Origin of the sequence: Corynebacterium sp. MSK204, from assembly GCF_030229885.1 — a bacterium.
Classification (GTDB): Bacteria; Actinomycetota; Actinomycetes; order Mycobacteriales; family Mycobacteriaceae; genus Corynebacterium.
The window spans coordinates 1-23,184 of sequence record NZ_JASPGQ010000020.1 but is presented as its reverse complement, the minus strand read 5'-3'; the positions used below and the strand labels follow the sequence as shown (position 1 = coordinate 23,184).

Genomic DNA, 23,184 nt, shown 5'->3' with positions numbered 1-23,184 from the left:
GGAATGGGTCTTGTGCAGGTGTGGGCTTAGGGGTCCTGTAAATAGGAAATATCTATAGGAAAATAGTTTAACAAATCTATTGCAACGTGGCCTAGGTAACGCTAACCTAACTTAAAAGTTGCCTTTGGGTCTACCGGAAAATCCGATGAAAAGAGCTGAAAGGCAACCTCAGGAAATCGACTTTAAGGAAAAGGGATGTCAGTAAAAAGGGGCGCGCGTTCATTTATCGCTGCCGCTATCTGTGCCGGATTGGTTCTGTCAGGCTGCTCGTCGAACGATTCAACCGATGAAGCGGCAACAACCTCCGAGGTTGCAGAAGACGTGACCATTGAGCACGCACGGGGAACGGATACGTATCCGGTCAACCCGCAAAACGTGGTTGCCGTGGGGCCGGCCGTTGATAACTTGCTGGAACTTGGAATTAAACCGGCAGCCGTCGTGCAGAATGCAAAAGACAAGAACTCGCCTTGGCGCGAGGGCAAGCTTGATGGCGTCAAGGTGATCGATCAGACAGACTTCAAGACTCTGCCCCAGGAACGGATTGCGGCAATCGAGCCCGACTTCATCGTTGGTGATTACTGGACAATTTCTGAGGCTAATTACAAGGAATTGTCTGCAATCGCACCGACTCTCGGCGGAATCTCCGATAAGGGTGAGGGAATTGGCTGGGAATCTCAGCTAGAAGCTTTGGGCAAGATCTTCAATAAGGAATCCGAAGCGAAGAAAGCCATTGAAGAGGATCAGAAGCGTTTCTCCGATGTGAAGGAGAAACTGCCGAACCTCTCCGGTAAGACTGGCATTGTTTCCCAATTTGCCCAGGGCTCCTTTGGTGCGGTTGCTGACCCTGAGGATCCGGGTGCCTCCTTCATCTACGATTTGGGCATGAAGTTCCCAGACAAGCTGACGGACGGATCCGTGCCAGTTGATAAGGGTCGCGTCACCCTTTCTCCGGAAAACGTGTCCTACCTGGCGGCCGACTTTATGGTTATTTATAACCGCACAGGCTCAATCGAAGAAGTTGAAAATATTCCGGGTTACAAAGATCTGCCGCAGGTGAAATCCGATGCGACTCTCGCTGGCGATGAAGCTGTCGTCGCCGGACTCAACAACCCAACGAGCTTGAGCCGAGCTTGGGTGCTGGATAAGACGATGCCGACGCTGGAAAAAGTTGGAAAGTAGTCAAGGTCCGCACAACCCTGATACCTGTTAAAGGGAGCTCACTCCGTTGCAGCAGGTAGTCATGAACGCCTTCCGATTTATCGGAAGGCGTTCTCTTCAATGGACTGTATCCAAGGTAGTGGTGCGTCCGTTCAGGCTTTCCGGCAATGAAAACCTGGCCTCACGCTTCCCGCATATTCGCTCATCGGCACAGCACGATGACTGTATTAAAGGTGAGTAGGTGAGCCGGAAAATGCTTGGCGCTGGGAGAGGCGTCCAAAGCACCAGCAAAAACTTAATAAGACAATTTAGGCCATCGAATAAAGTGAAATAAAAGCCATCAAAACCGAGAGGGGAATGGTCTCAAAAATGCCAAGGAACAGCCGGAGCAGGGAAATTTATCCAATTTCTTACCGGGAATTGTATGTGGAAAATATCGAAGATATATCGCCAGCCATGCGGCGAATTACGCTCAGCGGGGAGCAACTCCGAGACCACGAGCGCGATGGTATTTCCGTTCCTTCGCTGATAAGCCATGGTTTTGACGACGACGTTCGGCTCATCTTCCCGGATCCGGAAACGGGGGAGCGGCCGCACCCAATAGCCCAAAATGATGGCAACCTATTGTGGCCAGAAGCCGTCAAAAACCTATTCCGCACATACACGGTTCGCCACTTTGACGCTGTACGCGGGCGATTAGCCATAGATTTCGCGCGACATGGTCAGGGCTTGGCCGAAAACTGGTCCCAGAATGCCCGCATCGGTGACCCCATTTTTGTGGCAGGGCCGAAATCGTGTGCACAGCTACCCACGCATACTGATTGGCTTTTCTTGGCAGGAGACGAGACGGCGCTCCCAGCAATCGGCCGCTGCCTCGAGTCGCTCCCGGCTGGGCATGATGCGATTGCGGTGATAGAGGTTCCGACGAGCGCTGATATTCAAGACCTAGACATTCCGGATTCGGTACAGATCCACTGGGCAGTACGTGACCAGGGCGAGGATTTCGTAGAAAAGTCACGTGCGCTTTTTGAGGGGACTTCTAAGTCGGCATTGCCAGGTGGCGAAGCATACGCATGGGCGGCGGGGGAGGCCTCCCGGCTGAAACCGCTGCGGCGTTTGTTTAAGGCTTCCGGAATTTCCCCTGAGCATAGGGAAATCACAGGCTACTGGCGGCGTACCAGCCAAAGCGACGCTAAAGAAAGCGCATCGAGCAGCAGCAATAGTGTTTTGCACAATATCCATGATCTGGCTGAGCTGAATTCAGCCTTTGCGCTCCGCACTGCCGTGCGTTTAGGGCTCTTCCAAGAAATCGATGGGGGTGCGAACACGGTCCCTGCTCTTGCTGCTGCGACAGAACTGCACGAGGAGGCGCTCCGGAGGTTTATCCGTTACCTGGCAGCTCTTCAACTCGTCGAAGTACGCGAGCGTACCCTCGCGTTGACCGCAATGGGAACTGAGTTGGCGGACCCAGATTCCAATGTGGTGCGTTGGTTAAGCGGGCCTGCGCATCTTGAGGCGATGGCGCTGATGCGCCTTGAGGACAGCCTTCGCACCGGTGGGCCAGCGCTTCAAGGCGAAAAGGGATTGCCGTGGTCAGAATATCTTGGCCAAGACCCGCACCTGGCAGCCGAACGCTTTGAGCAAAAGAATGTGGGTGCTGGGTGGACTGCTCCTTCCGCGGCAAAGGAACTGCAGCAGTACCTGGATGACACCGCTCGCGTTCTCATCATTGGCCAGGGAGGTGCAGTATATGCAGATGAAATCCTCCGCCGATGCGAGCATGCTGAATGCCGGATTATCACCGATGCGTCCTCCGAAGCGGTGCTACGGGAAATCGCAGGAGCTTCTCGTGAACGATGCGAAACGAGTGGCGGCGAAAGCGGCTTTAATCCCACCGAAGCAGACTATGCGTGGGCAACTGACGTTATTTTCATCGATCCCTGGAGCGTCTTTGGTAGCGAGGCGGTGGCCGCCCAATTAGGGCGCGCCACTCACGGGGATGGGCTCCGTCGGGCTTTTATCCTTTCTGAGGTTCTCGACGAAACCGGCGGTGATGAGCATTCCTATGAAGAAGACATGGTGAGGCTTTCCATGTTCGGCACCAAGGTGCCGACCCAGGAAGATATCAATGAGGCTGTTACTGGCGATGCCGCCCTTATCGCCTCAGCCACTGCTGTCGGCTGGGGCAAACACCTTTTCGTCCTGGAGGCAGGAGCGGTTTCCTAAAGCGGAACCTCGGCGCCCTCGCTCTCCAGGCCCAACCTTTTATTTCCAGACCACGGTCCCGGACGGGAGCCGGGTGGCCGTGGCTGCCATAAGCGTGGTGAACACGGTGAAGTAGGCGAACGTTGTCCAGCCGACCCCGTGGGTGAGGGTCATCAGCACCGTGCAGACGGATACGCCTAGTGCGCTACCAAGTTGGGACGCGATGCGGCCCGCAGCACTGGCATGGACGACTTCACCTTCGGATAAGCCGTGGTAGGTCGCGGACATCGTGAGCACCGTAAGGGCTCCGATTCCGCCGCCGCGCACGAATAGCGCGCAGCCTTGAAGGATGAGCCAGCCTGCCGCCTGGCCGGTGGGAAAGGCGAAAGGTAGCGTTCCGATAATAGTGGCGGCAATGCACATGTAGACGGTCTTCCGCGTACCCCAACGGGCGATGAATTTTTTCGATGCCGAGCGGCTGAAATAGGCGCCCACGCTTTGTAGGGCCAGCAGAAGTCCCGCATGCAATGCGGTGTAGGCGTAGTTGCTCTGATAGTGCAGTGGAATGAGGAAGAGCCCGCCATAAAATACGGTGCTTGCAATGGCCAGTGTTGCCCATGCTGAGGAAAAGGAGGGGTGGGTAAATAGGCGGACATCGATAAGCGGAGACGGCGCCCGGAGCGCATGCAGCACAAAGTAGCCAATCAGCCCCGCGCCGGCGGCGAGGAGAATTATGCTTGTCCAAGAGTTCATGTGCCCGATGGTGGTAAAGCCATAGACCGCCGCGAGCAAACCTGGCGCGAGCAGGAGGTATCCCGTGCGGTCCAGCTGGGCTGCAGGGTCTGCTGGAATCTGTTCTAGATAGTGCACGGCAAGGGCAATCGCGGCGATGCCGATGGGGACGTTGATGAGGAAGATGGCGCGCCAGCCGATGGCATCGACAAGCAGCCCGCCCAGTAGTGGGGCAATCGCAGGCGCAATGACCGCTGGTATGCCGATTGCGGTGATGGCGCGTGTGGCCTGATCCTTCCCAGCGTTGGTGACGATGAGGGTCTGCATCACCGCCACTGAGAAGCCCGCCGCGAATCCCTGCAGGACGCGGAAGGCGATGAGCATATCGATATGGGTCGACGCCGCGCACAGGATTGAAGCAACGGTAAAGGCCGCCAGCGCGGCAATCCAGAGATTTTTGGCGCCGAAGCGGCGCGTTGCCCAGCTGCTGAGCGGAATGGCCATGGTGGAGGCCAATCCGTAGCTGGTGATGACCCATTGGGCGAGGACGATAGGTGCGTTGAACGCTTCGCTGATGGAATGAATGGCGACGTTAACGATGCTGATATCTAGCAGCGGCAAAATTGAGCCGAAGACTAGGGCGATGACGACCCGCCTAGTGTGGGGGTCGAGTTTTTCTTCTTCCTGCATGAGGGGTTCCCTTCGACGTGCGTGCGCAGATGGCGTGGTGAAGTGTGGTCATGGTGGAGATAGTGATGGAGGTATGTGGATTAGTGGGCGAATGGTCCGTCGTGGGTGAGGGCGGTGAGCATTTCCGCGAATTGTTTTCGCGCGGGCTCCGGCCAGCGGGCGAGGAATTCTTCCAATTGTTGGGTCAGGCGCGAGCGCATCACGGCGACGTTGTCTTCTCCCAGTGGGGTTAGCGACAGTTGTATCCATCGCGCGTCGCGGGGATCGGTAGCGCGCGCGATGAGTCCGGCCTTTTCTAGGGCCGAGGCGTGGCGAGATACCACCGAGCGGTCCAGGCCGATGATTGTGGCGAGCTCTTTCGGAGTGGAGGGTCCACAGCGGTCTAGGCCGCTGAGCACCAAATATGTTGATTCGTTGATTTCTTCACCGAGCCCCTCGGTGAGATGGGCGTACATACGTCGACGGAGGCTGCGCTGGGAAAGTAGTCCCAGTGCGTCGGCGACTTGTTTGCTTGGAGTGTCCATGCCAGAAGAATACATGCACTGTGCACGCGTGTCTAGTGCACGAGTGTTTGTTGCACGCTAATTTTGGCGAGATGATCGCGGTAAAGACCGGAAAGCGTATAAAGCAACCGCGTTTGTCCATTTCTCGGGTCGATTTTTGGCCAAACGCGGTTGTTGTGGACAACGTGGCGCTCCCCCGAACCTCTTTCTGCTGGAGTCGACGCTTCAAACGTGCGAAATGCGATGCCGATTCTTCCATTCTCGGTTCCCGTGCGCGCACCTTAACTTTCTGGAACGCTAGGATAGGAGAAAATAGATCTAGTTAAGGAGTACAAAGCAATGGCTAAAGAAACTGCACGCGCCCTTGGCCACGAAGTAGACGTGGACCGCGAGAAATTTACTTACCTGGCATCCACTGATGCCGAGGGCAACAAGATTGAATCCGGCAAGGCTGCGGGAGCTGGTGTAGCCGGAGCCGCGGCTGGCGGGGCTGCTGCTGCCAGCGCCGCCGCAACGGCAAGCGCAGATGAGCAAAATGATGCTGCGGCGCAGAGTGATTACGAGCCGAAGAATCACGTCGTGACCGGCGCTGAGGAAGAGCACGTCGCCGCTGCGTCCGAGCAGCCGGATCTGCAGGAACAGCTGGATGAGGATAACGCGGATTATGAGCCCTCACAGCACGTGGTGGGCGAGGCCGAGGAAGAGCACATCGGCACCGCACCGGAGCAGTCGGAAGAGGATGCTGCAGATGATGAGCGCGATGACTTTGATGACCTGAAGGATAAGGTCACCGAGGCCGGCAACGTCGTTGAAGAAGCCATCAACCGCGCTAAGGACTTCGTGGAAGACAAGGCGCAGGAATACCAGGAAGGATCCGGTAAGAAGGGCGGTTTCTTTGACCGCGTGAAAGACGTTGTGCGCGAGGCTCGCGATAACCTCGATGAGAAGCGCAAGTAATTAACTACGCTTAGGCCGCTGCTTTTCCTGTAGGGGGAGAGGCAGCGGCCTTTGTGCTGTCGTGCTAGTCCAGCGCGTGCAGGTACAACCGGCGGATGAGGATGCGACGGGGGATATCGACAAGTGGGCGCAAGAAGGGCAGGAAGGGCTCGGAGGCGGCATCGATAAGCAGCAGCGTCCGGCCATCGCGCAGGCGCTCTAGGGTGAAGGTTTCTTCGCCGCGCTCGAGGTGACCGGGCAGGGTGCCGTAGGTAAAGCCGCAGCGGCCATCGTCGGTGAAGGTCTCGACCACGCGGCAGCGGAAATCAAACGGGCCAAGGCCCATGGTGACCTCGGCGCCTTCTTGGACGACCGGGTGGCTGGGGCGTACGCGGAAGAGGCCGCTGCGCTGGATGCCCCAGCGAAAGAGCCGGTGGGCCGCGGTATCGAAATCGGCGTCGATGACCCGGCTCATGTGCAGCTGCGGGAATCCGGCGGTATCGGCATAGGAAAGCGGCTCTGGCATCTTAAGCACCGGTGCTTTTCCGTGGGGACATCATGGGGTAAAGAATAGGGCATCGAAAAGTTTTGGGGACGGATTAATTGCGCGATCACCCCCGAAACCTGAAAGAACGGTAACGGCTTGGAAACAGTCACAGGACTTAGCTGCTTTCACACGCGATCCATGTCAGGATTTAGCTAGCACGATCTTGACAACTGAAAGAAGGTAGTTTGATGCTTCGCATTCCGCACCTAAAGAAAGTCCTGGTGGGCTCGGCTTTCGCTGGTGCGTTTTTCTTGGGTTCCCCGGCAGCAGGAGCCCAAGAATTGCCCCAACCGGATATTGACTCGGCAGGGTTTATCAACCACGTGCGCGAGGGCCTCGCGGGCTTTGGCGTTGAGACCCCAGAGGTGGATAAGCAGGTCACCGATACCGTGGATTCCGCGCTGCAAAACGCCCGCGACACGGTGGCAAGTAACGTCCAGCAGGGGGCCCAATATGCGGAGCCGGCCACCAACCCGAACCCGTTCGGGCTGCTGGAACAAGCCACCCAGGTAGAGCAAAAGCCCTTGGGCAATAACCCCAACTACCAGTGGAAAAATGATGGCTTTTCCAAGGTAGCTGCGGGAAAGCCTGACGCGGACTTTGTCCTGCACCGCGTGCCGGGTTCCCTTTTCGATGCCCCGCGCATCCCCGAGGAATCCGATGCCGCCATGAATCAGGGCAAGTCCCTGTATGGCCCCGGCACCCCTATCTACGTCAATGGTGAGACCATGTGCACCTTGAGCGTTGCCGGCAATGACGATGCCGGCCGCAAGGTGGGCCTGACCGCAGGGCACTGCGGCAACGAGGGTGATGCCATTACCTCGGCCGATTCTGATCACATTGGCCCGACGGGCACCATCGTGTCCAAGAACGCTGCGCTGGATTACTCGGTGATCGAATTCGGTTCCAACGCTGAGGTCACCCGCACCTACAACGGGGTTACCGTTAACTCCCTGGGTGGGACCGTTAACCCAGGTGAGACCGTGTGCAAGCAGGGCGTTGCCACCGGCAAGACCTGCGGCATGACCTACCAGCAGGCGCAAAGCGTCCAGGTCAACCAGGTCTGCGCCATGATGGGCGATTCCGGCGCGCCGCTGCTTGCCGGTGACCGCCTCATCGGTTCAATCTCCGGCGGCTTCCTACCGGTGAACTTCCCGTGCCGCACCCCGTTGCAGGGCCCAGTTCATAACCCCACCGCCGCTACCAACATGGATACCGTCCTGGCGGATATGAACCGCCGCGGTGGCGTTGGCGCAGGGTTCAAGCTCCCCGAAGCATAACCGCGAAGCAGATAGCGCCCCGTTCGGCATCGAAAGCCGGACGGGGCGCTTTTTCATGCGCATTTTCTATAGCCATATAACGCGCATCCGTCCCGCCAAAGTAGGGGAAAGCGAAGGCTATCCTTGTTCGCGGACAGCGGCCTAAACTAAACTGAGACTTACCTATTGGCTACTTAGGGTTAGTCAATATCTGCTGTGGATGCCCCGTCCGCAGCTAAGTTTGAACCGAGGTTTCCCCCATGCACAAAGCCCATTCCACCCCACCAGAAACCGGTCCCATGCGCGCGGACCAAGCACCCACCGACGCCGTGGTGGAACTATCCGCTGAGTGTCTGCACAACGCGGTCGAGACTCAACCCGCGCTGGCCGTGCGGCTGCGCGAGCTGGGCTTTCGGCCCGGCACCCGCGTGCAGATCGGCCGCACCGTCGCAGGTGGCGCGCGCGTGGTGAGCGTGGGCACGGCCCGCTACGCGGTGGATGCGCACACGCTGCGCCAACTCGAAGTCATTCCGGTGGAGGCATAAGCCATGGCACATAATTCCACGGCCCCAGCAAGCTGCCACAGCACCTCCTCCATGCGGATAGCGGCTGAAGGCACGCCGGTGCTCGCGCTGGTGGGGGCGCCGAATTCCGGAAAATCCACACTCTTTAACGCATTGACCGGCGCGAAGGTCCAGACCGGCAACTGGCCGGGCACCTCGGTCGAGGTCAGCCGCGGGCTCTGGAATGCGCAGCCAGAGGCCTTCGACATCATCGACCTACCCGGCGCCTATTCCCTAGACCCCATGAGCCCCGATGAGGCCTTTACTAAGCAGATGCTCATTGACTGCCCTGCAGACGAGCGCCCCGATGTCGTCGTGGTCCTCGTGGACGCAACGGCCCCGGCCCGCGGGCTCAACCTGGCCCTGCAAATCGCCGCCGAGCCATACCGCGTGGTCCTCGGCGTCACCAAGGAGGATATGGCCGAGCAGCAGGGCATTAGCATCGATACTGACGCGCTCTCCCGCGCTACCGGCATGCCAGTAGTCAGCGTCAATGGACGGCGCCGGCGCAACCTCGACGGGTTGGAAACCGCCGTGGCGCAGGCCATGCGCGCTGAGCCGACCATCATTCGCGAGGATTCTGGCCTGGATCAGCGCTTCGCGGATCTCGATGCCGCCGAAAAGGCCGCGGTCCACCGCGTGGAGGTAGGCGAGACCCTCACCCAGCGCGTCGACCGCATGGTGCTGCACCCGGTGGTGGGCCCGCTGCTCTTCCTCGCGGTGATGTGGGCGGTCTTCTTCATCACCACCACGGTGGCAGGGCCCATGCAGGACGGCCTCGAGGACCTTATTACCGGTCCGGTCTCGGACGCGGCCCGCGCCGGGCTGGAAGCCATTGGACTCGACCATTGGCTGATTACGGGCTTGCTTGTCGATGGCCTCATTGGCGGCGTCGGCATGGTCCTGACCTTCGCCCCGCTGCTGGCGCTGATGTTCTTGTGCCTGGCCGTGCTGGAGGATTCCGGCTACATGGCCCGCGCCGCGGTGGTCACCGATAGGGTGATGCGCTCGATCGGCCTGCCCGGCAAGGCCTTCATCCCCATCGTGGTGGGCTATGGCTGCAACGTGCCAGCGATTTCGGCCACGCGCGTGCTTGGCGATGTCCGCCACCGCATCCTTACCTGCCTGCTCATCCCGTTTACCTCGTGCTCGGCGCGCCTTATCGTCTTTATGATGCTGGCGCAGGTCTTTTTCCCAGATCACGCCGGATCGGCGGTCTTTGGCATGTACGTCTTATCCATCGCCTTGGTGGTCGCCGTGGGCCTGGCTCTGCGCAAAACGGTCTGGCGCGCCATGCCGTCCGAGGCGCTCGTTATTGACCTGCCGTCGTATCAGCTGCCCACGTTCAAGCTATCGCTCTCGGTCATGTGGGTGCGCCTGAAGGGGTTCTTACACACCGCAGGCGGCATCATCGTGGCCACGGTGGTGGTCATTTGGCTGCTCATGTCCATCCCGGTTACCGGTGGACATTCCTTTGACGAGGAAGCCGTCCCGCCGGAGGACTCCGCCTATGGCGCGGTATCCAAGGCGATTTCCCCGGCGTTTGCGCCGGCTGGCTTCGATTCGTGGTCCCTGACCGGCCCGCTGGTAACAGGTTTTGTGGCGAAGGAAACGCTGATTTCCACCTGGGCGCAGACCTACGCCGTCGATGACGTCACGGATGCCGATCCTGAAGAACAAGCCGAGTCTTCGCTGGCCGATCACATCCGCAGTGACTTCGACGCCGCCTCTGGCGGGCACGGCCTGGCCGCGGTGTGGGCATACATGGTCTTCCTCTTGGCCTATACGCCATGCGTTGCCACGGTGGCCGCGCAGCGGCGCGAAATTGGCTGGAAGTGGACGCTCATCGGCTTTGCGCTCCAGCTTGTCACGGCTTGGGTCTTGGCAGTCGGCGTCTTCCAGGTGCTGAGGTTATTCCTATGAGCCCTACAGACAAAGTAAAAGAAGCGATCCGCGGCGGTCACTCCACCCCTGCGGACATCGCCCGCGCGACCGGACTGGGGCAGGGGACCGTGGAGGTCATCCTCGCCCACCTGGAGCACAGCGCGCAGCTCGTGCGCGAATCGCTCTCCTCGTGCCCCACGGGTGGCTGCGGAAGTTGCTCGCACAGTGATGGCTGCTCCGGCGCAGAGGGCGGGCGTCGCGAACCGGTCCTATTGAAGCTTTCGGCCCGGCCCTAATCCTGCAGCATCTGTAGCGCGGCCTTGTGCAGGCGGCCATTGGAGGCAATGGCCGAACCGCCGTGCGGCCCGGGATTGCCGGACAGATCCGTAAACGTACCGCCGGCCTCGGTCACCAGCAGGGACGGGGCGGCGAGATCCCAGAGGGAAACCTCCGGCTCGGTGGCGATATCGACGGCGCCTTCTGCCACGAGGCAATAGGACCAGAAATCGCCATAGCCGCGCAGGCGCCACGTCTTATCCGTGAGGTTGAGGAACTTATCGCGCAACCCGCGCTCGGACCAGCCTGTCAGCGAGCTCATGGCCAGGGATGCATGCCCAAGCTTTTCGATCTGAGAGACGTGCAGGCGCTTCGGCTCGCCGCCAAAGACGCGGTAGGCACCGGCGCCTTTCGCCGCGTACCAGCGCCGGCGCAGGGCAGGGGCAGAAACCACGGAGACGACCGGTTCGCCGTCCTCGAGCAGGGAAATAAGCGTTGCCCACACGGGCACGCCGCGCACGAAGTTCTTCGTACCATCGATGGGATCGATGACCCACTGGCGGCCCTCGTAGCAGGCCTGGCCGCCGAATTCTTCGCCCAAAACCTCATCGCGCGGGCGGGAGCGCTTCAGCGAATCGCGGATGTGCTTCTCGCAATTGAGATCCGCATCCGAAACCGGGGTCAGGTCCGGCTTTTCCTTGACGGAAAGGTCGGTGGCCTCAAAGCGATGCATCGTGACCACATCGGCGTGACCGGCTAACTCGAGAGCGAGACCTAAGTCTTCTTTGAATTTACCCACGGAGCCATTCCTCCATTTGTTGAACTACCTGTTTATTTCCGGCCAAGCACCACTCGACGCCACCGGCTTCCACTTTGCGGGCGGCACCACCGGCGGCTTCAATGAGAGCCTTGCCGGGGAACCAATCCCAATCCGCTACCGAATGCTGCATCCATGCGCCCCACGTGCCTTCTGCCACGGAGGCCAAGTCCACCGAACCGGCACCAAGCATACGGACTGTAGCAAAGTTTTCGGCCACCCGCTGCCACGCGGCACGAATTTCTGGATCTGCGAGCGATGTTGGGTGTAGGTAGGACGAGAGAGAGATTTCTTCTGCCGGCTTATCCTGCAGCTTGGCAACGTCCTTGCCATCGAGCGAGGTGGGGTAGTCGCGCCCGCCAAACCAGGTATAGCCCATGGCGGGGCGGTGGACGGCGCCGAGGGCGACCCCGGAGGCATCGGTAAGCGCGAGCGCCGAGCACCAATAATCCGAGCCAGAGGTGAAATTGTAGGTGCCATCCACCGGATCGATGACCCAATTGCGCCCAGACTGGGACTCGCGGGCGGTGCCCTCTTCACCCACGAGGCCGTCCTCGGGGCGCACGGCCTCTAGCACACCGGCGATAAAGCGCTCGGCGGCGCGGTCTGCATCCGTGACCACATCAGAAATAGAGGTTTTCTGCTCAACCGAGACGCCCATCTCGCGCAAGCGCCAAGCCAAGCGTCCTGCGTTATACACAAGCGCCTGCGCCAAATGGGCATCCCCATCGTCAGCATGCGCGACAATAAACGTTTTGATGACCGCATCGATCATCTCCTGCAAGCTTGGCTTTTGATCCATGCACACCATTGTCACCCTAAATCCAACCAATGGCTAATTCTGTGGGGTAGGTGGGTAAGATTGGGGCCTATGCGTCCCGAAGTAATTACACGGCTCAAGCAATTGGACACCACCCTGACCACCATTGAAAAGGTCATGGATCCGGAAGCCTTGGCTGCGCGCATTCGGGAGTTGGAAGCCCAAGCTGGGGATCCCTCGCTGTGGGATGACCCCGAGCACGCACAGAAGGTCACCTCTGAGCTGTCTTCAGCACAGGCAAAGGTCCGCAAACTAGAGTCATTGCGCGGGCGCTTAGATGATATGCCGGTGATGTACGAGCTCGCGGAGGAAGAAGGTACCGTCTCCGTTGCCGATGAAGACCTTGCTGAGCTGGAAAGCGCCATCGAATCCCTCGAGGTAACAACCATGCTCTCCGGGGAATATGACCCGCGCGAGGCCGTGATCAATATCCGGTCGGGTGCCGGCGGGGTAGACGCGGCCGATTGGGCGGAGATGCTCATGCGCATGTACACCCGCTGGGCCGGAAAGCACGACCACAAGGTGGATATTTACGATATTTCCTATGCTGAGGAAGCCGGTATTAAATCCGCCACTTTCGTGGTGCACGGGGAATACATGTACGGCCAGCTATCCGTGGAACAGGGCGCGCACCGCCTCGTGCGCCTTTCGCCCTTTGATAACCAGGGCCGGCGCCAAACCTCCTTTGCAGAGGTTGAGGTCCTTCCCGTGGTGGAGCAAACGGACCACATCGACGTGCCAGATAACGAGGTGCGTGTGGACGTGTACCGTTCCTCTGGCCCCGGTGGACAGTCCGTTAACACCACCGATTCCGCGGTGCGCCTGACCCATATCCCCACCGGCATCGTGGTTACCTGCCAGAACGAGAAGTCGCAGATCCAAAACAAGGCTTCTGCCATGAGGGTTTTGCAGGCAAAGCTTCTGGAACGCAAACGCCAGGAGGAGCGGGCGGAGCTCGATGCGCTTGGCGCGGGCGGCAATGCCTCTTGGGGTAACCAGATGCGCTCTTATGTTTTGCACCCGTACCAAATGGTTAAAGACCTGCGCACCAATTTTGAAATGGGCGATCCCTCCAAAGTACTCGACGGGGACATCGACGGCTTCTTGGAGGCCGGCATCCGGTGGCGCATGCAACAAGAGCGCGGCGAGGATTAACCTCAACCGCGCCCTGCAGGATTAAGCCGGGTAGTGCATCGGTGCGCCCGGTCCAAGTGGGATACCCAGCAGGTACCACACGATAAAGAAGATAAACCAGCCGACGATCATGGCGATGGAATACGGCAGCGCCAGCGACATCAGCGTGCCAACGCCCGCCGGCTTGTAGTAGCGCTGCAGGAAGGTCAGTGCCAAGGCGAAGTACGGCGACATCGGGGTGATGATATTTGTCGGCGAGTCACCGATACGGAAGAGCATCTGGGAAACCTCCGGGGAGATGCCCACGTACATCATCATCGGGACGATCACCGGCGCCATCAGCGCCCACTGCGCGGAACCTGAGGTAATGAACAGGTTGAGGACTGCCACCATGGCCACGAGCGCGGCGAACATCAAGATGGGCGGCAGCGACCATGCCTGCAGCAGCTCAGAGCCCTTAATGGCGGTCCACACACCGAGGTTGGACCACTGGAACCACGCCAAGAATTGGGCGACGGCGAAGAAGAGCACCAGCATGGGAACCAAGGTCTTAATGCCTTTAGCCATAAAGTCTGGCACGTCAGAGGCGGACTTCAGCGTGCCGGCGTAGATGCCGTAGACGATGCCGCAGACCAAAAAGGCCAGGGCAATGGGAACCGCAATCGCGCTAATCAGCGGCGATTCCATGAAGCTATCTTCTTGGCTAGCGAGCGGGGAGCCTGGGATGAAGAGTAGGGCGAAGAATCCGGCGAGGAAGATGAGTAGCGCGATGCCAGAGGCGGTCAAGCCCTTTTGTTCCTCCGGCTTTACCCGCAGCTCGTCTTCTTCTTCCTCGAAGTCAACGTCGCTTTCCTCGCCGTCCTCGTCTGCGTCGTTATCGGCACCGGCGGCCTGGGAGAAGGAGACTTCCTCGTAATTAATCTTGTCGTGGTTGACCAGCTCGCGGGCCTTTTTCACCATGAACCATTCCGTGACGGCGGTGATGATAAGGGACAACACGATGGCGGATGGGATGACGAAGAAGATATTGGCCAGCGGGCTGACCTCATAAGCCTCATCCACAAACTGCGCGGCAGGAGTGGAAATACCGGCCAGCAGGAGGTCAGTGATGTTGAGGATCAGCGAGGCGTTGAAGCCCGCCGAGGATGCCGCAAAGGCCACCATGGCACCCACGATGGGGGAGCGGCCCACCGAGTGGAAGGCCATCGCGCCCAGCGGGATGAGGATGACATAAATGGCATCCGAAGCCACGGAACCGGTCACGCCGGCCAGCGCGACGATGAAGGTCAGGAACTTCGGGCTGACCTTGGTCACCATGGCGCGCACGAGCGCGGACAAGAGCCCGGACTGTTCGGCCACGGCCACACCCAGCATGACGGCCAGGATGACGCCCAACGGCGGGAAGCTCGTGAAGTTTTCCACCGCGTCCGTGACCATGCGCGAGATATTCTCGGTGGTCAGGAGGGATTCAACCTCGATGGTATCGCCGGATTTAGGATCCTCGGCGCTCATGCCAATTAAGTGGCCAATCCAAGAGGTAATGGCGACGATTATCGCGAGGATGACGAAGAGCCAGAAAGGATCGGGGAGTTTATTGCCAATCTTTTCTACGGTGCCTAAAAAGCCGCTTGCTTTTTCCGGTTTTTCTTTGGTTTTAGTCTCGGCCATAGTATCGGCACTTTCTGTCGATCGGGTCGGGCATCATTGCGTACCAGATTTTGTGTTCTAGACTACACTACTAAATAGCGTTCACAGGTCACTGTCAACTTTGGTTGCTACAGTGGCGGGGTGATTACTTTCAATAACGTGACTAAGGTGTATTCCGCCCAGTCCCGCCCCGCGCTCGATGGGGTGTCTTTTGAAATTGCGGACGGTGAGTTTGCCTTCCTCATCGGCCCTTCGGGGTCCGGAAAGTCCACCTTTCTTGAGCTCATGGTGCGCTATAGCAATGTGACCTCGGGCGATATCTACTTCGGTGACTTCCACGTCAATGAGCTAAGTGGCAAGGATATTAACGCCCTGCGCCAATCCATTGGCTACGTATTCCAAGATTTTCGGCTGCTTCCCAAGCTGAACGTGTACCAGAATGTGGCGTTTGCCCTGGAGGTCATCGGCAAGAGCAAGCACCGCATCTCCACCGCGGTGCCGCAGGTACTGGAGATGGTGGGGCTGGAAAACCGCCACCATGCGATGCCGCACGAGCTTTCCGGCGGTGAGCAGCAGCGCGTTGCTATCGCGCGCGCCCTGGTCAATCGCCCGAAGCTGTTGCTTGCCGATGAACCCACGGGCAACCTCGATCCCGCCACCGCCGACGGGATCATGGACTTGCTGCTGCGCATCAACAAGCGTGGCACCACCGTGGTGATGTCCACGCACAATTCCCGCGCCGTGGATAAGGCGCACAAACGCGTCCTAGAATTGCGCGACGGCACGCTCGTTCGCGATGAACACAATGCCACCTATTCGGCGCAGGAGGAGCAGGCATGAAGCTAGGATTCATCTTCCGCGAGGCCAGCAAGGGCTTGGGCCGTAACCTGACTATGACCATCGCGATGATCATTACCACGGCCATCTCTGTCGGGGCCGTGGTTGCCGGCATCATGGTCACCAACCTCACCAAGGATACGAAGGATATTTACTTGGACCGCGTGGAGGTCATGGTGCAGCTCAACGAGGATATTTCCGCCACGGATCCGAACTGCACCACGCCCGCCTGCGCGGACTTAAAGGAACAGCTGGAATCCGATAGTTCCGTAGAGTCCGTGGAATTTCGCAACCGCGAGGCCTCCTACGAGCGCTTCCGTGAGCTATTCCAGGACACTGACCCAGTGATGGTGGAACAAACCTCGCCGGATGCGCTTCCCGCAGCGTTGCACGTGCGCCTCGTTGACCCGGAGGAAGCCTCCGCCATCGATGCCGTGCGGGATAACCCGGCGGTAGAAGAGGTCGTGGACCAGCAAGAAGAGGTGCGCGAGGCGGCAAGCAACCTCGATTCCATCCGGACCGCCACCTTCATCGTGGCCATCGTGATGTCTATTGCAGCCATCTTCCTGGTGGCCAATATGGTGCAAATCGCCGCCTTCCACCGCACCCGCGAGACCGAAATCATGCGCATGGTGGGCGCCTCGCGCTGGATGACGCAGGCACCGTTCGTAGTAGAAGCAGTGCTCGCCTCCCTTATCGGTGTGGTCTTGGGCGGTGGCGGGCTACTCGTGGCGAAGTCCCAAGTGATCGATCCTGCGCTGCAGGGCCTGTATGAATCGCAGTTGCTGGCACCGATGAAGTCCAGCGATCTGTGGCTCGCACTGCCGCTGGTGGGCCTGCTCGCCTTGGCGGTTACCGCTGCCACCGCGCAGATTACCCTGCGTTCTTATGTCCGCCGCTAAGCCGTTTGCCGGGTGCGGTAAACGAGCAGTACACTGAGGTAATTATGGCTAAAAAGGGCAAGAAGAATAAGAAGGCGGCTTCCGGGGACGCCATGCTTGCGACCAACCGCCGGGCCCGGCACGACTATAAGATCCTCGAAGAATTCGAGTGCGGCATCGTCTTGCTCGGCACGGAGATCAAATCCCTCCGGGAAGGCAAGATCTCGCTTAATGATGCCTTCGCCACCATTGATAATGGCGAGGTGTACTTGCGTAACTTGCACATTCCGGAGTATTCGATGGGGTCCTGGACCAACCACAGCCCGCGGCGCACCCGCAAGCTGTTGCTGCACCGCCGGGAGATCGACAAGCTCTACGGTCAGGTGCGCAATGGCAATAAAACCCTGGTGCCGCTCAAGGTGTACCTAAAAAACGGGTACGCGAAGTTGTCGCTGGCGCTTGCGCAGGGTAAGCAGGATTATGACAAGCGCGAAGACATCAAGCGGCGCGACCAGAACCGCGAAATCACCCGCGAGCTCGGCCGCCGCGTGAAGGGGATTAATGCTTAAGACGGTAAAGGTTCACGATGCAGTCAAGGGCGAGGACTCCATTTCCGGAACCGGCGTCCTGGTAGATCGTCTGTGGCCGCGGGGCATCGCCAAGGCGGACCTGGACTATGACGAATGGTTCAAGGACGTGGCGCCCAGCCCCGAGCTGCGCAAATGGTGGAGCCATGACGAGGATTCTTTCCAGGAGTTTTCGCGCCGCTACCGCGCCGAGCTCGATGACCGAGAGTCCGAGGAGCTCACCCAGCTGCTCTCCTTGGCAAAGGAGGGGGACCTCACGCTGCTCTTTGGCGCTGCCGACCGCGAGATTAACCACGCGGTGGTCTTAAAAGACTGGCTGGAAGAGCACTTGGAGAAATAAAAGCGTCTGCGGTAGTGTTGGAACAACCGTAGGGAATGATGCACTATCCCGTCCCTACAGTGCTATGGGGTTGATTTGGTTTCGACTTCGTACACTGCGCCAGGGGAAGCGTGCCGGTGAAGGCTAACGACCACCGTTTAAGCGTCGTAGCAAACAAATAAACGCAGAGAAGAACTCTCAGCGTGACTACGCCCTCGCTGCCTAATTACAGCGACGCGTGTCTGTCAGCCTAGGCTTCGTTCCTGACCTAGAACCTGGCATCGACTAAGGAACTTGCCGTCTGGCTGTGTCATCAGGGCCAGATGGGACTCTTACTGGTGACTGGGCCCATCATCCGGTACGAGTTCGCCCGAACCGGAGGGCCGAGCAGAGATCATGTGCGAACTGCGCACGGAGAAGCCCTGGCAAGGTGACGAAGGACCCGGGTTCAAGTCCCGGCAGCTCCACCGAGAGCCCCAGCTAGATTCAGTTCTAGCTGGGGCTTTTCTCATAAGGTTCCCCGCGCGCGGCTAGGGTGGTGGCCATGCAGCGAGTATTCGATTCCCATCTCCACATCATCGATTTTTCCCACCCCATTCAGGAAAATCAGGGCTATACGCCGCCGGAATTTTTGGTTCCGGACTATGACGTATGGCGCGAGAAGCTGCGCGGTGAGGGTTTTGATATCACAGCCGGCGCGGTCGTCTCCGGTTCCTTTCAGGGCTTTGACCAGGGGTATCTGGCAGATGCGCTAGGGGAGTTGGATAACTTCGTCGGGGTCACGCAGCTGCCTGCCGATGTCTCCGATGCGGAAATTCGCCGCCTCGATGACCTGGGCGTGCGGGCGGTGCGCTTTAACTTCCGGCGCGGTGGCAGCGCAGCGCGGGAAGACCTGGAGGAACTCGCCTGGCGGATCTATGACCTAGCCAGCTGGCACGTGGAGCTCTATGTCGACGCGGCTGCGCTGGGCGAAATGGCGCCGGTGCTGAAGAAGCTGCCGGCCGTGAGCATCGATCATCTGGGCCTGAGCGCGCAGGGAGTAGATGGTCTCTTGGAGCTTGTCGATGCCGGAGTAAAGGTCAAGGCCACCGGATTCGGGCGCGTGGACCTCGACCCGGGGGAGGTGGTGCGCCGCATTGTCGACGTCGATCCAACGGCGCTCATGGCGGGTACCGATTTGCCCTCGCAGCGGGCGAGCCGGGTGTTTTCGGTAGAGGACTTCCGGCTCATTGAGAAGGCCGCGGGGGTACATGCCGATGATGTTTTCTACGCAAATGCAGCGCGTTTCTATGGCCTGGACAATGCGCTTTAGGAAAGGTTACCCTCACCCTTGATTGGTTAGGGTGGCTTAAGATAGGTTAATGGGGCATTTGTTTCTCGTCTATAAGGAAAGCACAATGAAGAAAATTCATCGCGCTCTTTTGTCTGTCGTGGCTGTCGCCTCCCTGGCGCTTACCGCATGTAGCACTGCGGAAGAAGAGGACCAGGGCTCGAATAAGGGGACATCGGAAAGCGCACTGCAGATCGAAGATAATAACGGTACCCATGAGCTGGATGTACCGTTCGAGCGCGTCGCGGTAACGGATAACCGTTCCTTCGAAATCCTCGCGGATTGGGACGTCAACATCGTGGCAGCCCCGCTGGGCATCGTCCCGGATACCCTGTCGGACAAGATCAATGAAGACACGATCGAGGCCAACCTGGGCATGCACCGCGAACCCGACCTGGAGGCGCTGGTTGCCGCAGAGCCGGACATCGTCATCAACGGTCAACGCTTCACCCAGCACCAGGCCGATATCGAGGCTTTGATGGAAGACACCCCGGTTCTCGACTTCTCCCCGCGCGACGATAAGGACATGGCGGAAGAGCTCATCCGCCAGACCGAAGCACTGGGCAAGATCTTCGACCACGAAGATGAAGCAAAGAAGCTTGTCGATGACTTCAACAAGGCCCTGGACCGCGCCAAGGATGCCTACGATCCTGAGAAGACCGTCATGGCCGTCAACACCTCCGGTGGCGATATTAACTACATCGCCCCAGGTAAGGGTCGCTTCTTCGGGCCATTCTTTGACCTGCTGGGCATGAAGCCTTCCCTCGAGGTGGAAAACGCCAGCGATGACCACGAGGGCGATGACATCTCCGTCGAGGCAATCGCTGATTCCAACCCTGACTACATCCTCATCATGGACCGCGACGGTGCCATTGCCAAGGATGAAGCAGGCTACACCCCAGGTAAGAAGCTGGTAGAGGATTCTGCGGCACTCAAGAACGTGACTGCCGTGAAGGAAGGCAAGATCGTTGCCGCTCCGCAGGATACCTACACCAATGAAAACATCATTACCTTCACGGAGACGCTCAACGCGATGGCAGACGCGTTTGAAAAGAACTAGCCACCACTAAAAACCGGAAACCGGAGGGATTTGTGCCCTCCGGTTTTCAGGTGCGTAAAGGACAGTTATGGAAACCACCACCCGCACAAAGGTCTGGGATTGGAAGCTCGGCCTCGGCGTGATCATCGTCGCCACGTTGCTCGTTGCCTCCTTGCTGACTGGGCAGTACGACGTTTTTGGTGCCGACGATGGCGCCGCCATGTTCGGCATTACCCGCTTGCCGCGCACCATCGCCTTGGTACTGGCCGGCGCGGCCATGGCTGTAAGCGGCCTGGTCATGCAGCTGCTCACCCAGAATCGCTTCGTCGAACCCTCGACCACCGGAACCACGGAGTGGGCCGGGTTGGGCCTGCTCATCGTCATGGCCGTCGCGCCCACGTCCTCGATTCTGGTCAAGATGATTGGTGCGGTGGTCTTTTCCTTCCTGGGCACCGTCGTATTCTTCCTCTTCCTGCGTCGGGTGACCCTGCGCTCCTCGCTCATTGTGCCGATCATCGGCATCATGCTGGGTGCCGTGGTCTCTGCAATCTCGACGTTTTTCGCCCTGATGACCGATATGCTCCAGCAATTGGGAATCTGGTTCATGGGCTCGTTTACCGCGGTGTACAAGGGCCAATACGAGGTTTTGTGGATCGTGCTTTTGGTGCTGGTGGCGGTGTACATTTACGCCGACCGCCTCACCGTGGTTGGCTTGGGCGAGGACGTGGCCACCAACGTCGGACTGAACTATAACCGCATGTTGTTGCTGGGAACTGGCCTCATCGCCATTGCTACGGGCGTGGTGACCGTCGTCGTGGGTTCGCTGCCCTTCCTGGGCCTAATCGTGCCGAATATCGTCTCCATGGTGCGCGGCGATGACCTGCGCTCCAACGTTCCCTGGGTCTGCCTGCTGGGCATCGGCATCGTCACGGTGTGTGACCTGGTGGGTCGCGTCATCATCGCCCCATTCGAGATGCCGGTTTCGGTCATCCTTGGCGTCATCGGCGCCATCGTCTTCATCATCATGATTGTGAGGTCGACCCGTGCGAACTAAGATGTCCGCCCCGCCAAAGAAATATTGGATCACGCTGGTCTGCGTATGGGGCCTAGCTGCGGCTTTGGCCTTTGCCTACCTGGCCTATGGCAACCCGATGGAGTTTGGCACCCGCAAGTTTTGGCTCATCGCCCAGCGCCGCGCCGATGCCCTCATCGCCATGGCGATCGTCGCTGTGTGCCAAGCCATGGCGACGGTTTCTTTCCATACCGTGACCAATAACCGCATTTTGACCCCGTCCATCATGGGCTTTGAGTCGCTGTACGTTGCCATCAATACCGCGACCATTTTCTTCCTGGGTGCTAGTGGGCTTAACGATGCCCGCACCGTGCCCACCTTCCTGATGCAAATGGCCGTCATGGTGGGACTTTCCCTGGTGCTCTATTCGTGGCTGCTGACCAATAGGAAGCAGAATATGCACGCCATGCTGCTAGTTGGCGTGGTCATCGGCGGTGGCTTGGGCTCGCTATCGACCTTTATGCAACGCATGCTTACCCCCAGCGAGTTCGACGTCCTGACCGCGCGCCTTTTTGGCTCCGTCAATAACGCCGAAACTGAGTACTATCCCATCGCCATTCCCATCGTGGCCATCGCCACCACGCTTTTGGTATTCAATGCGCGCAAGCTCAACGTGATTTCCTTGGGCGCCGATGTCAGTACCAACCTGGGCGTGAACCATAAAGCGCACGCAATTTACACGCTGGTGTTGGTCTCGCTGCTGATGGCGACGACCACCGCGCTGGTAGGTCCCATGACCTTCCTGGGCTTTTTGGTGGCTACGCTGGCTTATCAATTCGCCGATACCTACGATCACCGCTACATCTTTCCGATGGCGGTGGGCTTAGCATTCCTCGTGCTCATTGCGGCCTACTTCCTCATGCAGCACGTATTTTCCGCCCAAGGCGTGGTGTCCATCATCATTGAGCTGGTAGGTGGCTCCGTGTTCCTGTTTGTCATTATGCGAAAGGGCCGACTGTGATCGAATTAAAGAACGTTTCTAAAACCTATTCCGCCGAGACCGCTATTGGTCCGCTCAACCTGACCATCCCGCAAGGAGGCATCACCGCGCTGGTGGGGCCGAATGGTGCGGGTAAGTCGACGATGCTCACCATGATAGGGCGCCTGCTCGACATGGATGAAGGCAGCATCGAAATCGCCGACTATGACATTCAATCCAGCAAGTCCGCCGACTTGGCAAAGATTGTGTCTATCTTGCGGCAGGAAAATCACTTCGTCACGAAACTAACTGTGCGCCAGCTCGTGGGCTTTGGCCGCTTTCCCTATACCAAGGGGCGGCTCAACAAACACGATGAAGAAGTCATTTCTAAGTACATTCACTTCCTACACTTGGAAGAGTTGCAGCACCGCTACCTTGACCAGCTGTCTGGTGGTCAGCGCCAGCGCGCGTACGTAGCCATGGTGCTGTGCCAAGAAACCGATTACGTGTTGCTGGATGAGCCGCTGAATAACCTGGACATTTCGCACTCGGTGGACATGATGCGCCACCTGCGCGAGGCTGCCCAGGAGTTGGGGCGCACGGTCATCGTGGTTCTGCATGACATCAACTTTGCCGCGCGTTACGCAGACTATATCTGCGCCTGCAAGGACGGACAGATCGTCGAATTCGGTCCGGCCGAGGAGATTATGCGCGACGATATCCTGACGCCCATCTTCAATACTCCAGTGCGCGTTATCGATGGGCCCGATGGAAAGATCGCGTGCTATCACTAAAAACCAACGTTGGCCTGCGGGTTTGCGTTGTGTAGTGGGGTGGTATAAATTTTAGCGAGTCGCCGAGAGGTAGCCGGTTGGTTACTTGTGAGTGACTTTTTGTACTGGCTTGGTTCGAGGATTTGACTTGGTTCAGGTTCTTGGGTAAGTTGGTACGGGCCGCCAACGAGAGGTTAACGTTTGGTTAATTTTCTTGTGGTGTGTGGATGTTGTTTGAGAACTCAATAGTGTGCCA

At 58.7% G+C, this 23,184-nt stretch carries 23 protein-coding genes and 1 other RNA gene; 18 read left to right on the top strand and 6 right to left on the bottom strand.

What is annotated here, in order from left to right; translation table 11 throughout:
- The first annotated feature begins 195 nt into the window (after window positions 1-195).
- Window positions 196-1,179: an ABC transporter substrate-binding protein gene (locus tag QP908_RS10790; protein WP_284772254.1), complete on the top strand. Its 984-nt coding sequence runs from the start codon at window positions 196-198 to the stop codon at window positions 1,177-1,179.
- Between the two features lie 336 nt (window positions 1,180-1,515).
- Window positions 1,516-3,384, top strand: a complete 1,869-nt coding sequence (locus QP908_RS10785) for a siderophore-interacting protein (RefSeq protein WP_284772253.1) — start codon at window positions 1,516-1,518, stop codon at window positions 3,382-3,384.
- Between the two features lie 39 nt (window positions 3,385-3,423).
- Here QP908_RS10785 and QP908_RS10780 read toward each other — a convergent pair whose 3' ends face one another.
- Both QP908_RS10780 and QP908_RS10775 read right to left on the bottom strand, forming a co-directional pair.
- Window positions 3,424-4,785 (bottom strand): DHA2 family efflux MFS transporter permease subunit, encoded by a 1,362-nt coding sequence (locus tag QP908_RS10780; RefSeq protein WP_284772252.1) that lies wholly within the window; start codon window positions 4,783-4,785, stop codon window positions 3,424-3,426.
- Between the two features lie 80 nt (window positions 4,786-4,865).
- Window positions 4,866-5,309 (bottom strand): MarR family winged helix-turn-helix transcriptional regulator, encoded by a 444-nt coding sequence (locus tag QP908_RS10775; protein WP_284772251.1) that lies wholly within the window; start codon window positions 5,307-5,309, stop codon window positions 4,866-4,868.
- Window positions 5,310-5,627: 318 nt separating this feature from the next.
- Between QP908_RS10775 and QP908_RS10770 the strand changes: the two genes are divergently transcribed.
- Window positions 5,628-6,245 carry a kinesin gene (locus QP908_RS10770; RefSeq protein ID WP_284772250.1) on the top strand — a complete coding sequence of 206 codons (618 nt, stop codon included), beginning with the start codon at window positions 5,628-5,630 and terminating at the stop codon, window positions 6,243-6,245.
- A 64-nt stretch (window positions 6,246-6,309) separates the two neighbouring features.
- Here the strand turns inward: QP908_RS10770 and QP908_RS10765 are convergent, their stop codons facing one another.
- Window positions 6,310-6,750, bottom strand: coding sequence for a DUF1990 family protein (locus QP908_RS10765; RefSeq protein ID WP_284772259.1), 441 nt, complete (start codon window positions 6,748-6,750; stop codon window positions 6,310-6,312).
- Window positions 6,751-6,959: 209 nt separating this feature from the next.
- On the opposite strand from QP908_RS10765, the gene QP908_RS10760 reads away from it, so the two are divergent.
- The 4 genes from QP908_RS10760 to QP908_RS10745 all read left to right on the top strand — a co-directional run bounded on the left by QP908_RS10760 (window position 6,960) and on the right by QP908_RS10745 (window position 10,773).
- Window positions 6,960-8,051, top strand: coding sequence for a S1 family peptidase (locus QP908_RS10760; RefSeq protein ID WP_284624415.1), 1,092 nt, complete (start codon window positions 6,960-6,962; stop codon window positions 8,049-8,051).
- A 239-nt stretch (window positions 8,052-8,290) separates the two neighbouring features.
- A complete protein-coding gene (locus tag QP908_RS10755) occupies window positions 8,291-8,575 on the top strand; it encodes a FeoA family protein (RefSeq protein ID WP_284772249.1) in 285 nt (94 codons plus the stop codon).
- A 3-nt stretch (window positions 8,576-8,578) separates the two neighbouring features.
- Window positions 8,579-10,516 carry a ferrous iron transport protein B gene (feoB, locus tag QP908_RS10750; RefSeq protein WP_284772248.1) on the top strand — a complete coding sequence of 646 codons (1,938 nt, stop codon included), beginning with the start codon at window positions 8,579-8,581 and terminating at the stop codon, window positions 10,514-10,516.
- Complete coding sequence (locus tag QP908_RS10745; RefSeq protein ID WP_023016941.1) at window positions 10,513-10,773, top strand: hypothetical protein; 261 nt, start codon at window positions 10,513-10,515, stop codon at window positions 10,771-10,773. Before feoB ends, QP908_RS10745 begins: the two co-directional genes overlap by 4 nt.
- On the opposite strand, the gene hisN is transcribed toward QP908_RS10745, so the two are convergent.
- Together hisN and QP908_RS10735 are read right to left on the bottom strand one after the other, a co-directional pair.
- Window positions 10,770-11,552 carry a histidinol-phosphatase gene (gene hisN, locus QP908_RS10740; protein WP_023016942.1) on the bottom strand — a complete coding sequence of 261 codons (783 nt, stop codon included), beginning with the start codon at window positions 11,550-11,552 and terminating at the stop codon, window positions 10,770-10,772. The two genes, QP908_RS10745 and hisN, sit on opposite strands and share 4 nt — an antisense overlap.
- Window positions 11,545-12,381 (bottom strand): inositol monophosphatase family protein, encoded by an 837-nt coding sequence (locus QP908_RS10735; protein ID WP_005281837.1) that lies wholly within the window; start codon window positions 12,379-12,381, stop codon window positions 11,545-11,547. Before QP908_RS10735 ends, hisN begins: the two co-directional genes overlap by 8 nt.
- A gap of 60 nt (window positions 12,382-12,441) precedes the next feature.
- Between QP908_RS10735 and prfB the strand changes: the two genes are divergently transcribed.
- Window positions 12,442-13,545, top strand: coding sequence for a peptide chain release factor 2 (gene prfB, locus QP908_RS10730; RefSeq protein ID WP_005277601.1), 1,104 nt, complete (start codon window positions 12,442-12,444; stop codon window positions 13,543-13,545).
- A gap of 21 nt (window positions 13,546-13,566) precedes the next feature.
- Here the strand turns inward: prfB and QP908_RS10725 are convergent, their stop codons facing one another.
- Entirely contained in the window at window positions 13,567-15,192 is a 1,626-nt protein-coding gene (locus tag QP908_RS10725) for an AbgT family transporter (protein WP_284630776.1), read from the bottom strand.
- Window positions 15,193-15,312: 120 nt separating this feature from the next.
- On the opposite strand from QP908_RS10725, the gene ftsE reads away from it, so the two are divergent.
- The 10 genes from ftsE to QP908_RS10675 all read left to right on the top strand — a co-directional run bounded on the left by ftsE (window position 15,313) and on the right by QP908_RS10675 (window position 22,949).
- Window positions 15,313-16,011, top strand: coding sequence for a cell division ATP-binding protein FtsE (gene ftsE, locus QP908_RS10720; RefSeq protein ID WP_284772247.1), 699 nt, complete (start codon window positions 15,313-15,315; stop codon window positions 16,009-16,011).
- Window positions 16,008-16,910, top strand: coding sequence for a permease-like cell division protein FtsX (gene ftsX / locus QP908_RS10715; protein WP_284772246.1), 903 nt, complete (start codon window positions 16,008-16,010; stop codon window positions 16,908-16,910). Before ftsE ends, ftsX begins: the two co-directional genes overlap by 4 nt.
- A gap of 44 nt (window positions 16,911-16,954) precedes the next feature.
- Window positions 16,955-17,458, top strand: a complete 504-nt coding sequence (gene smpB / locus QP908_RS10710) for an SsrA-binding protein SmpB (protein ID WP_023030286.1) — start codon at window positions 16,955-16,957, stop codon at window positions 17,456-17,458.
- A complete protein-coding gene (locus QP908_RS10705; protein ID WP_239270080.1) occupies window positions 17,451-17,816 on the top strand; it encodes a DUF488 domain-containing protein in 366 nt (121 codons plus the stop codon). The genes smpB and QP908_RS10705 overlap by 8 nt, the downstream gene beginning before the upstream one ends.
- Before the next feature lie 66 nt (window positions 17,817-17,882).
- Window positions 17,883-18,265: a transfer-messenger RNA gene (ssrA, locus tag QP908_RS10700) on the top strand.
- A gap of 74 nt (window positions 18,266-18,339) precedes the next feature.
- On the top strand, window positions 18,340-19,107 hold the full coding sequence (locus tag QP908_RS10695; RefSeq protein WP_284772245.1) for an amidohydrolase family protein: 768 nt from the start codon (window positions 18,340-18,342) through the stop codon (window positions 19,105-19,107).
- An 85-nt stretch (window positions 19,108-19,192) separates the two neighbouring features.
- A complete protein-coding gene (locus QP908_RS10690; RefSeq protein WP_502868908.1) occupies window positions 19,193-20,185 on the top strand; it encodes a siderophore ABC transporter substrate-binding protein in 993 nt (330 codons plus the stop codon).
- A gap of 67 nt (window positions 20,186-20,252) precedes the next feature.
- Window positions 20,253-21,218, top strand: a complete 966-nt coding sequence (locus QP908_RS10685; RefSeq protein ID WP_284772243.1) for an ABC transporter permease — start codon at window positions 20,253-20,255, stop codon at window positions 21,216-21,218.
- Window position 21,219: 1 nt separating this feature from the next.
- Complete coding sequence (locus QP908_RS10680) at window positions 21,220-22,197, top strand: iron chelate uptake ABC transporter family permease subunit (RefSeq protein WP_284772258.1); 978 nt, start codon at window positions 21,220-21,222, stop codon at window positions 22,195-22,197.
- On the top strand, window positions 22,194-22,949 hold the full coding sequence (locus QP908_RS10675) for an iron ABC transporter ATP-binding protein (RefSeq protein ID WP_284772242.1): 756 nt from the start codon (window positions 22,194-22,196) through the stop codon (window positions 22,947-22,949). Before QP908_RS10680 ends, QP908_RS10675 begins: the two co-directional genes overlap by 4 nt.
- Window positions 22,950-23,184 lie beyond the last annotated feature (235 nt).

What these genes read in the sequence shown, in the direction of transcription:
- QP908_RS10790 (WP_284772254.1), top strand. Translation starts at nt 196, where the DNA reads ATGTCAGTAAAAAGGGGCGCGCGTTCATTTATCGCTGCCGCTATCTGT.
- QP908_RS10785 (WP_284772253.1), top strand. Translation starts at nt 1,516, where the DNA reads ATGGTCTCAAAAATGCCAAGGAACAGCCGGAGCAGGGAAATTTATCCA.
- QP908_RS10780 (WP_284772252.1), bottom strand. Translation starts at nt 4,785, where the DNA reads ATGCAGGAAGAAGAAAAACTCGACCCCCACACTAGGCGGGTCGTCATC.
- QP908_RS10775 (WP_284772251.1), bottom strand. Translation starts at nt 5,309, where the DNA reads ATGGACACTCCAAGCAAACAAGTCGCCGACGCACTGGGACTACTTTCC.
- QP908_RS10770 (WP_284772250.1), top strand. Translation starts at nt 5,628, where the DNA reads ATGGCTAAAGAAACTGCACGCGCCCTTGGCCACGAAGTAGACGTGGAC.
- QP908_RS10765 (WP_284772259.1), bottom strand. Translation starts at nt 6,750, where the DNA reads ATGCCAGAGCCGCTTTCCTATGCCGATACCGCCGGATTCCCGCAGCTG.
- QP908_RS10760 (WP_284624415.1), top strand. Translation starts at nt 6,960, where the DNA reads ATGCTTCGCATTCCGCACCTAAAGAAAGTCCTGGTGGGCTCGGCTTTC.
- QP908_RS10755 (WP_284772249.1), top strand. Translation starts at nt 8,291, where the DNA reads ATGCACAAAGCCCATTCCACCCCACCAGAAACCGGTCCCATGCGCGCG.
- feoB (WP_284772248.1), top strand. Translation starts at nt 8,579, where the DNA reads ATGGCACATAATTCCACGGCCCCAGCAAGCTGCCACAGCACCTCCTCC.
- QP908_RS10745 (WP_023016941.1), top strand. Translation starts at nt 10,513, where the DNA reads ATGAGCCCTACAGACAAAGTAAAAGAAGCGATCCGCGGCGGTCACTCC.
- QP908_RS10735 (WP_005281837.1), bottom strand. Translation starts at nt 12,381, where the DNA reads ATGGTGTGCATGGATCAAAAGCCAAGCTTGCAGGAGATGATCGATGCG.
- prfB (WP_005277601.1), top strand. Translation starts at nt 12,442, where the DNA reads ATGCGTCCCGAAGTAATTACACGGCTCAAGCAATTGGACACCACCCTG.
- QP908_RS10725 (WP_284630776.1), bottom strand. Translation starts at nt 15,192, where the DNA reads ATGGCCGAGACTAAAACCAAAGAAAAACCGGAAAAAGCAAGCGGCTTT.
- ftsX (WP_284772246.1), top strand. Translation starts at nt 16,008, where the DNA reads ATGAAGCTAGGATTCATCTTCCGCGAGGCCAGCAAGGGCTTGGGCCGT.
- smpB (WP_023030286.1), top strand. Translation starts at nt 16,955, where the DNA reads ATGGCTAAAAAGGGCAAGAAGAATAAGAAGGCGGCTTCCGGGGACGCC.
- QP908_RS10705 (WP_239270080.1), top strand. Translation starts at nt 17,451, where the DNA reads ATGCTTAAGACGGTAAAGGTTCACGATGCAGTCAAGGGCGAGGACTCC.
- QP908_RS10695 (WP_284772245.1), top strand. Translation starts at nt 18,340, where the DNA reads ATGCAGCGAGTATTCGATTCCCATCTCCACATCATCGATTTTTCCCAC.
- QP908_RS10690 (WP_502868908.1), top strand. Translation starts at nt 19,193, where the DNA reads ATGAAGAAAATTCATCGCGCTCTTTTGTCTGTCGTGGCTGTCGCCTCC.
- QP908_RS10685 (WP_284772243.1), top strand. Translation starts at nt 20,253, where the DNA reads ATGGAAACCACCACCCGCACAAAGGTCTGGGATTGGAAGCTCGGCCTC.
- QP908_RS10680 (WP_284772258.1), top strand. Translation starts at nt 21,220, where the DNA reads ATGTCCGCCCCGCCAAAGAAATATTGGATCACGCTGGTCTGCGTATGG.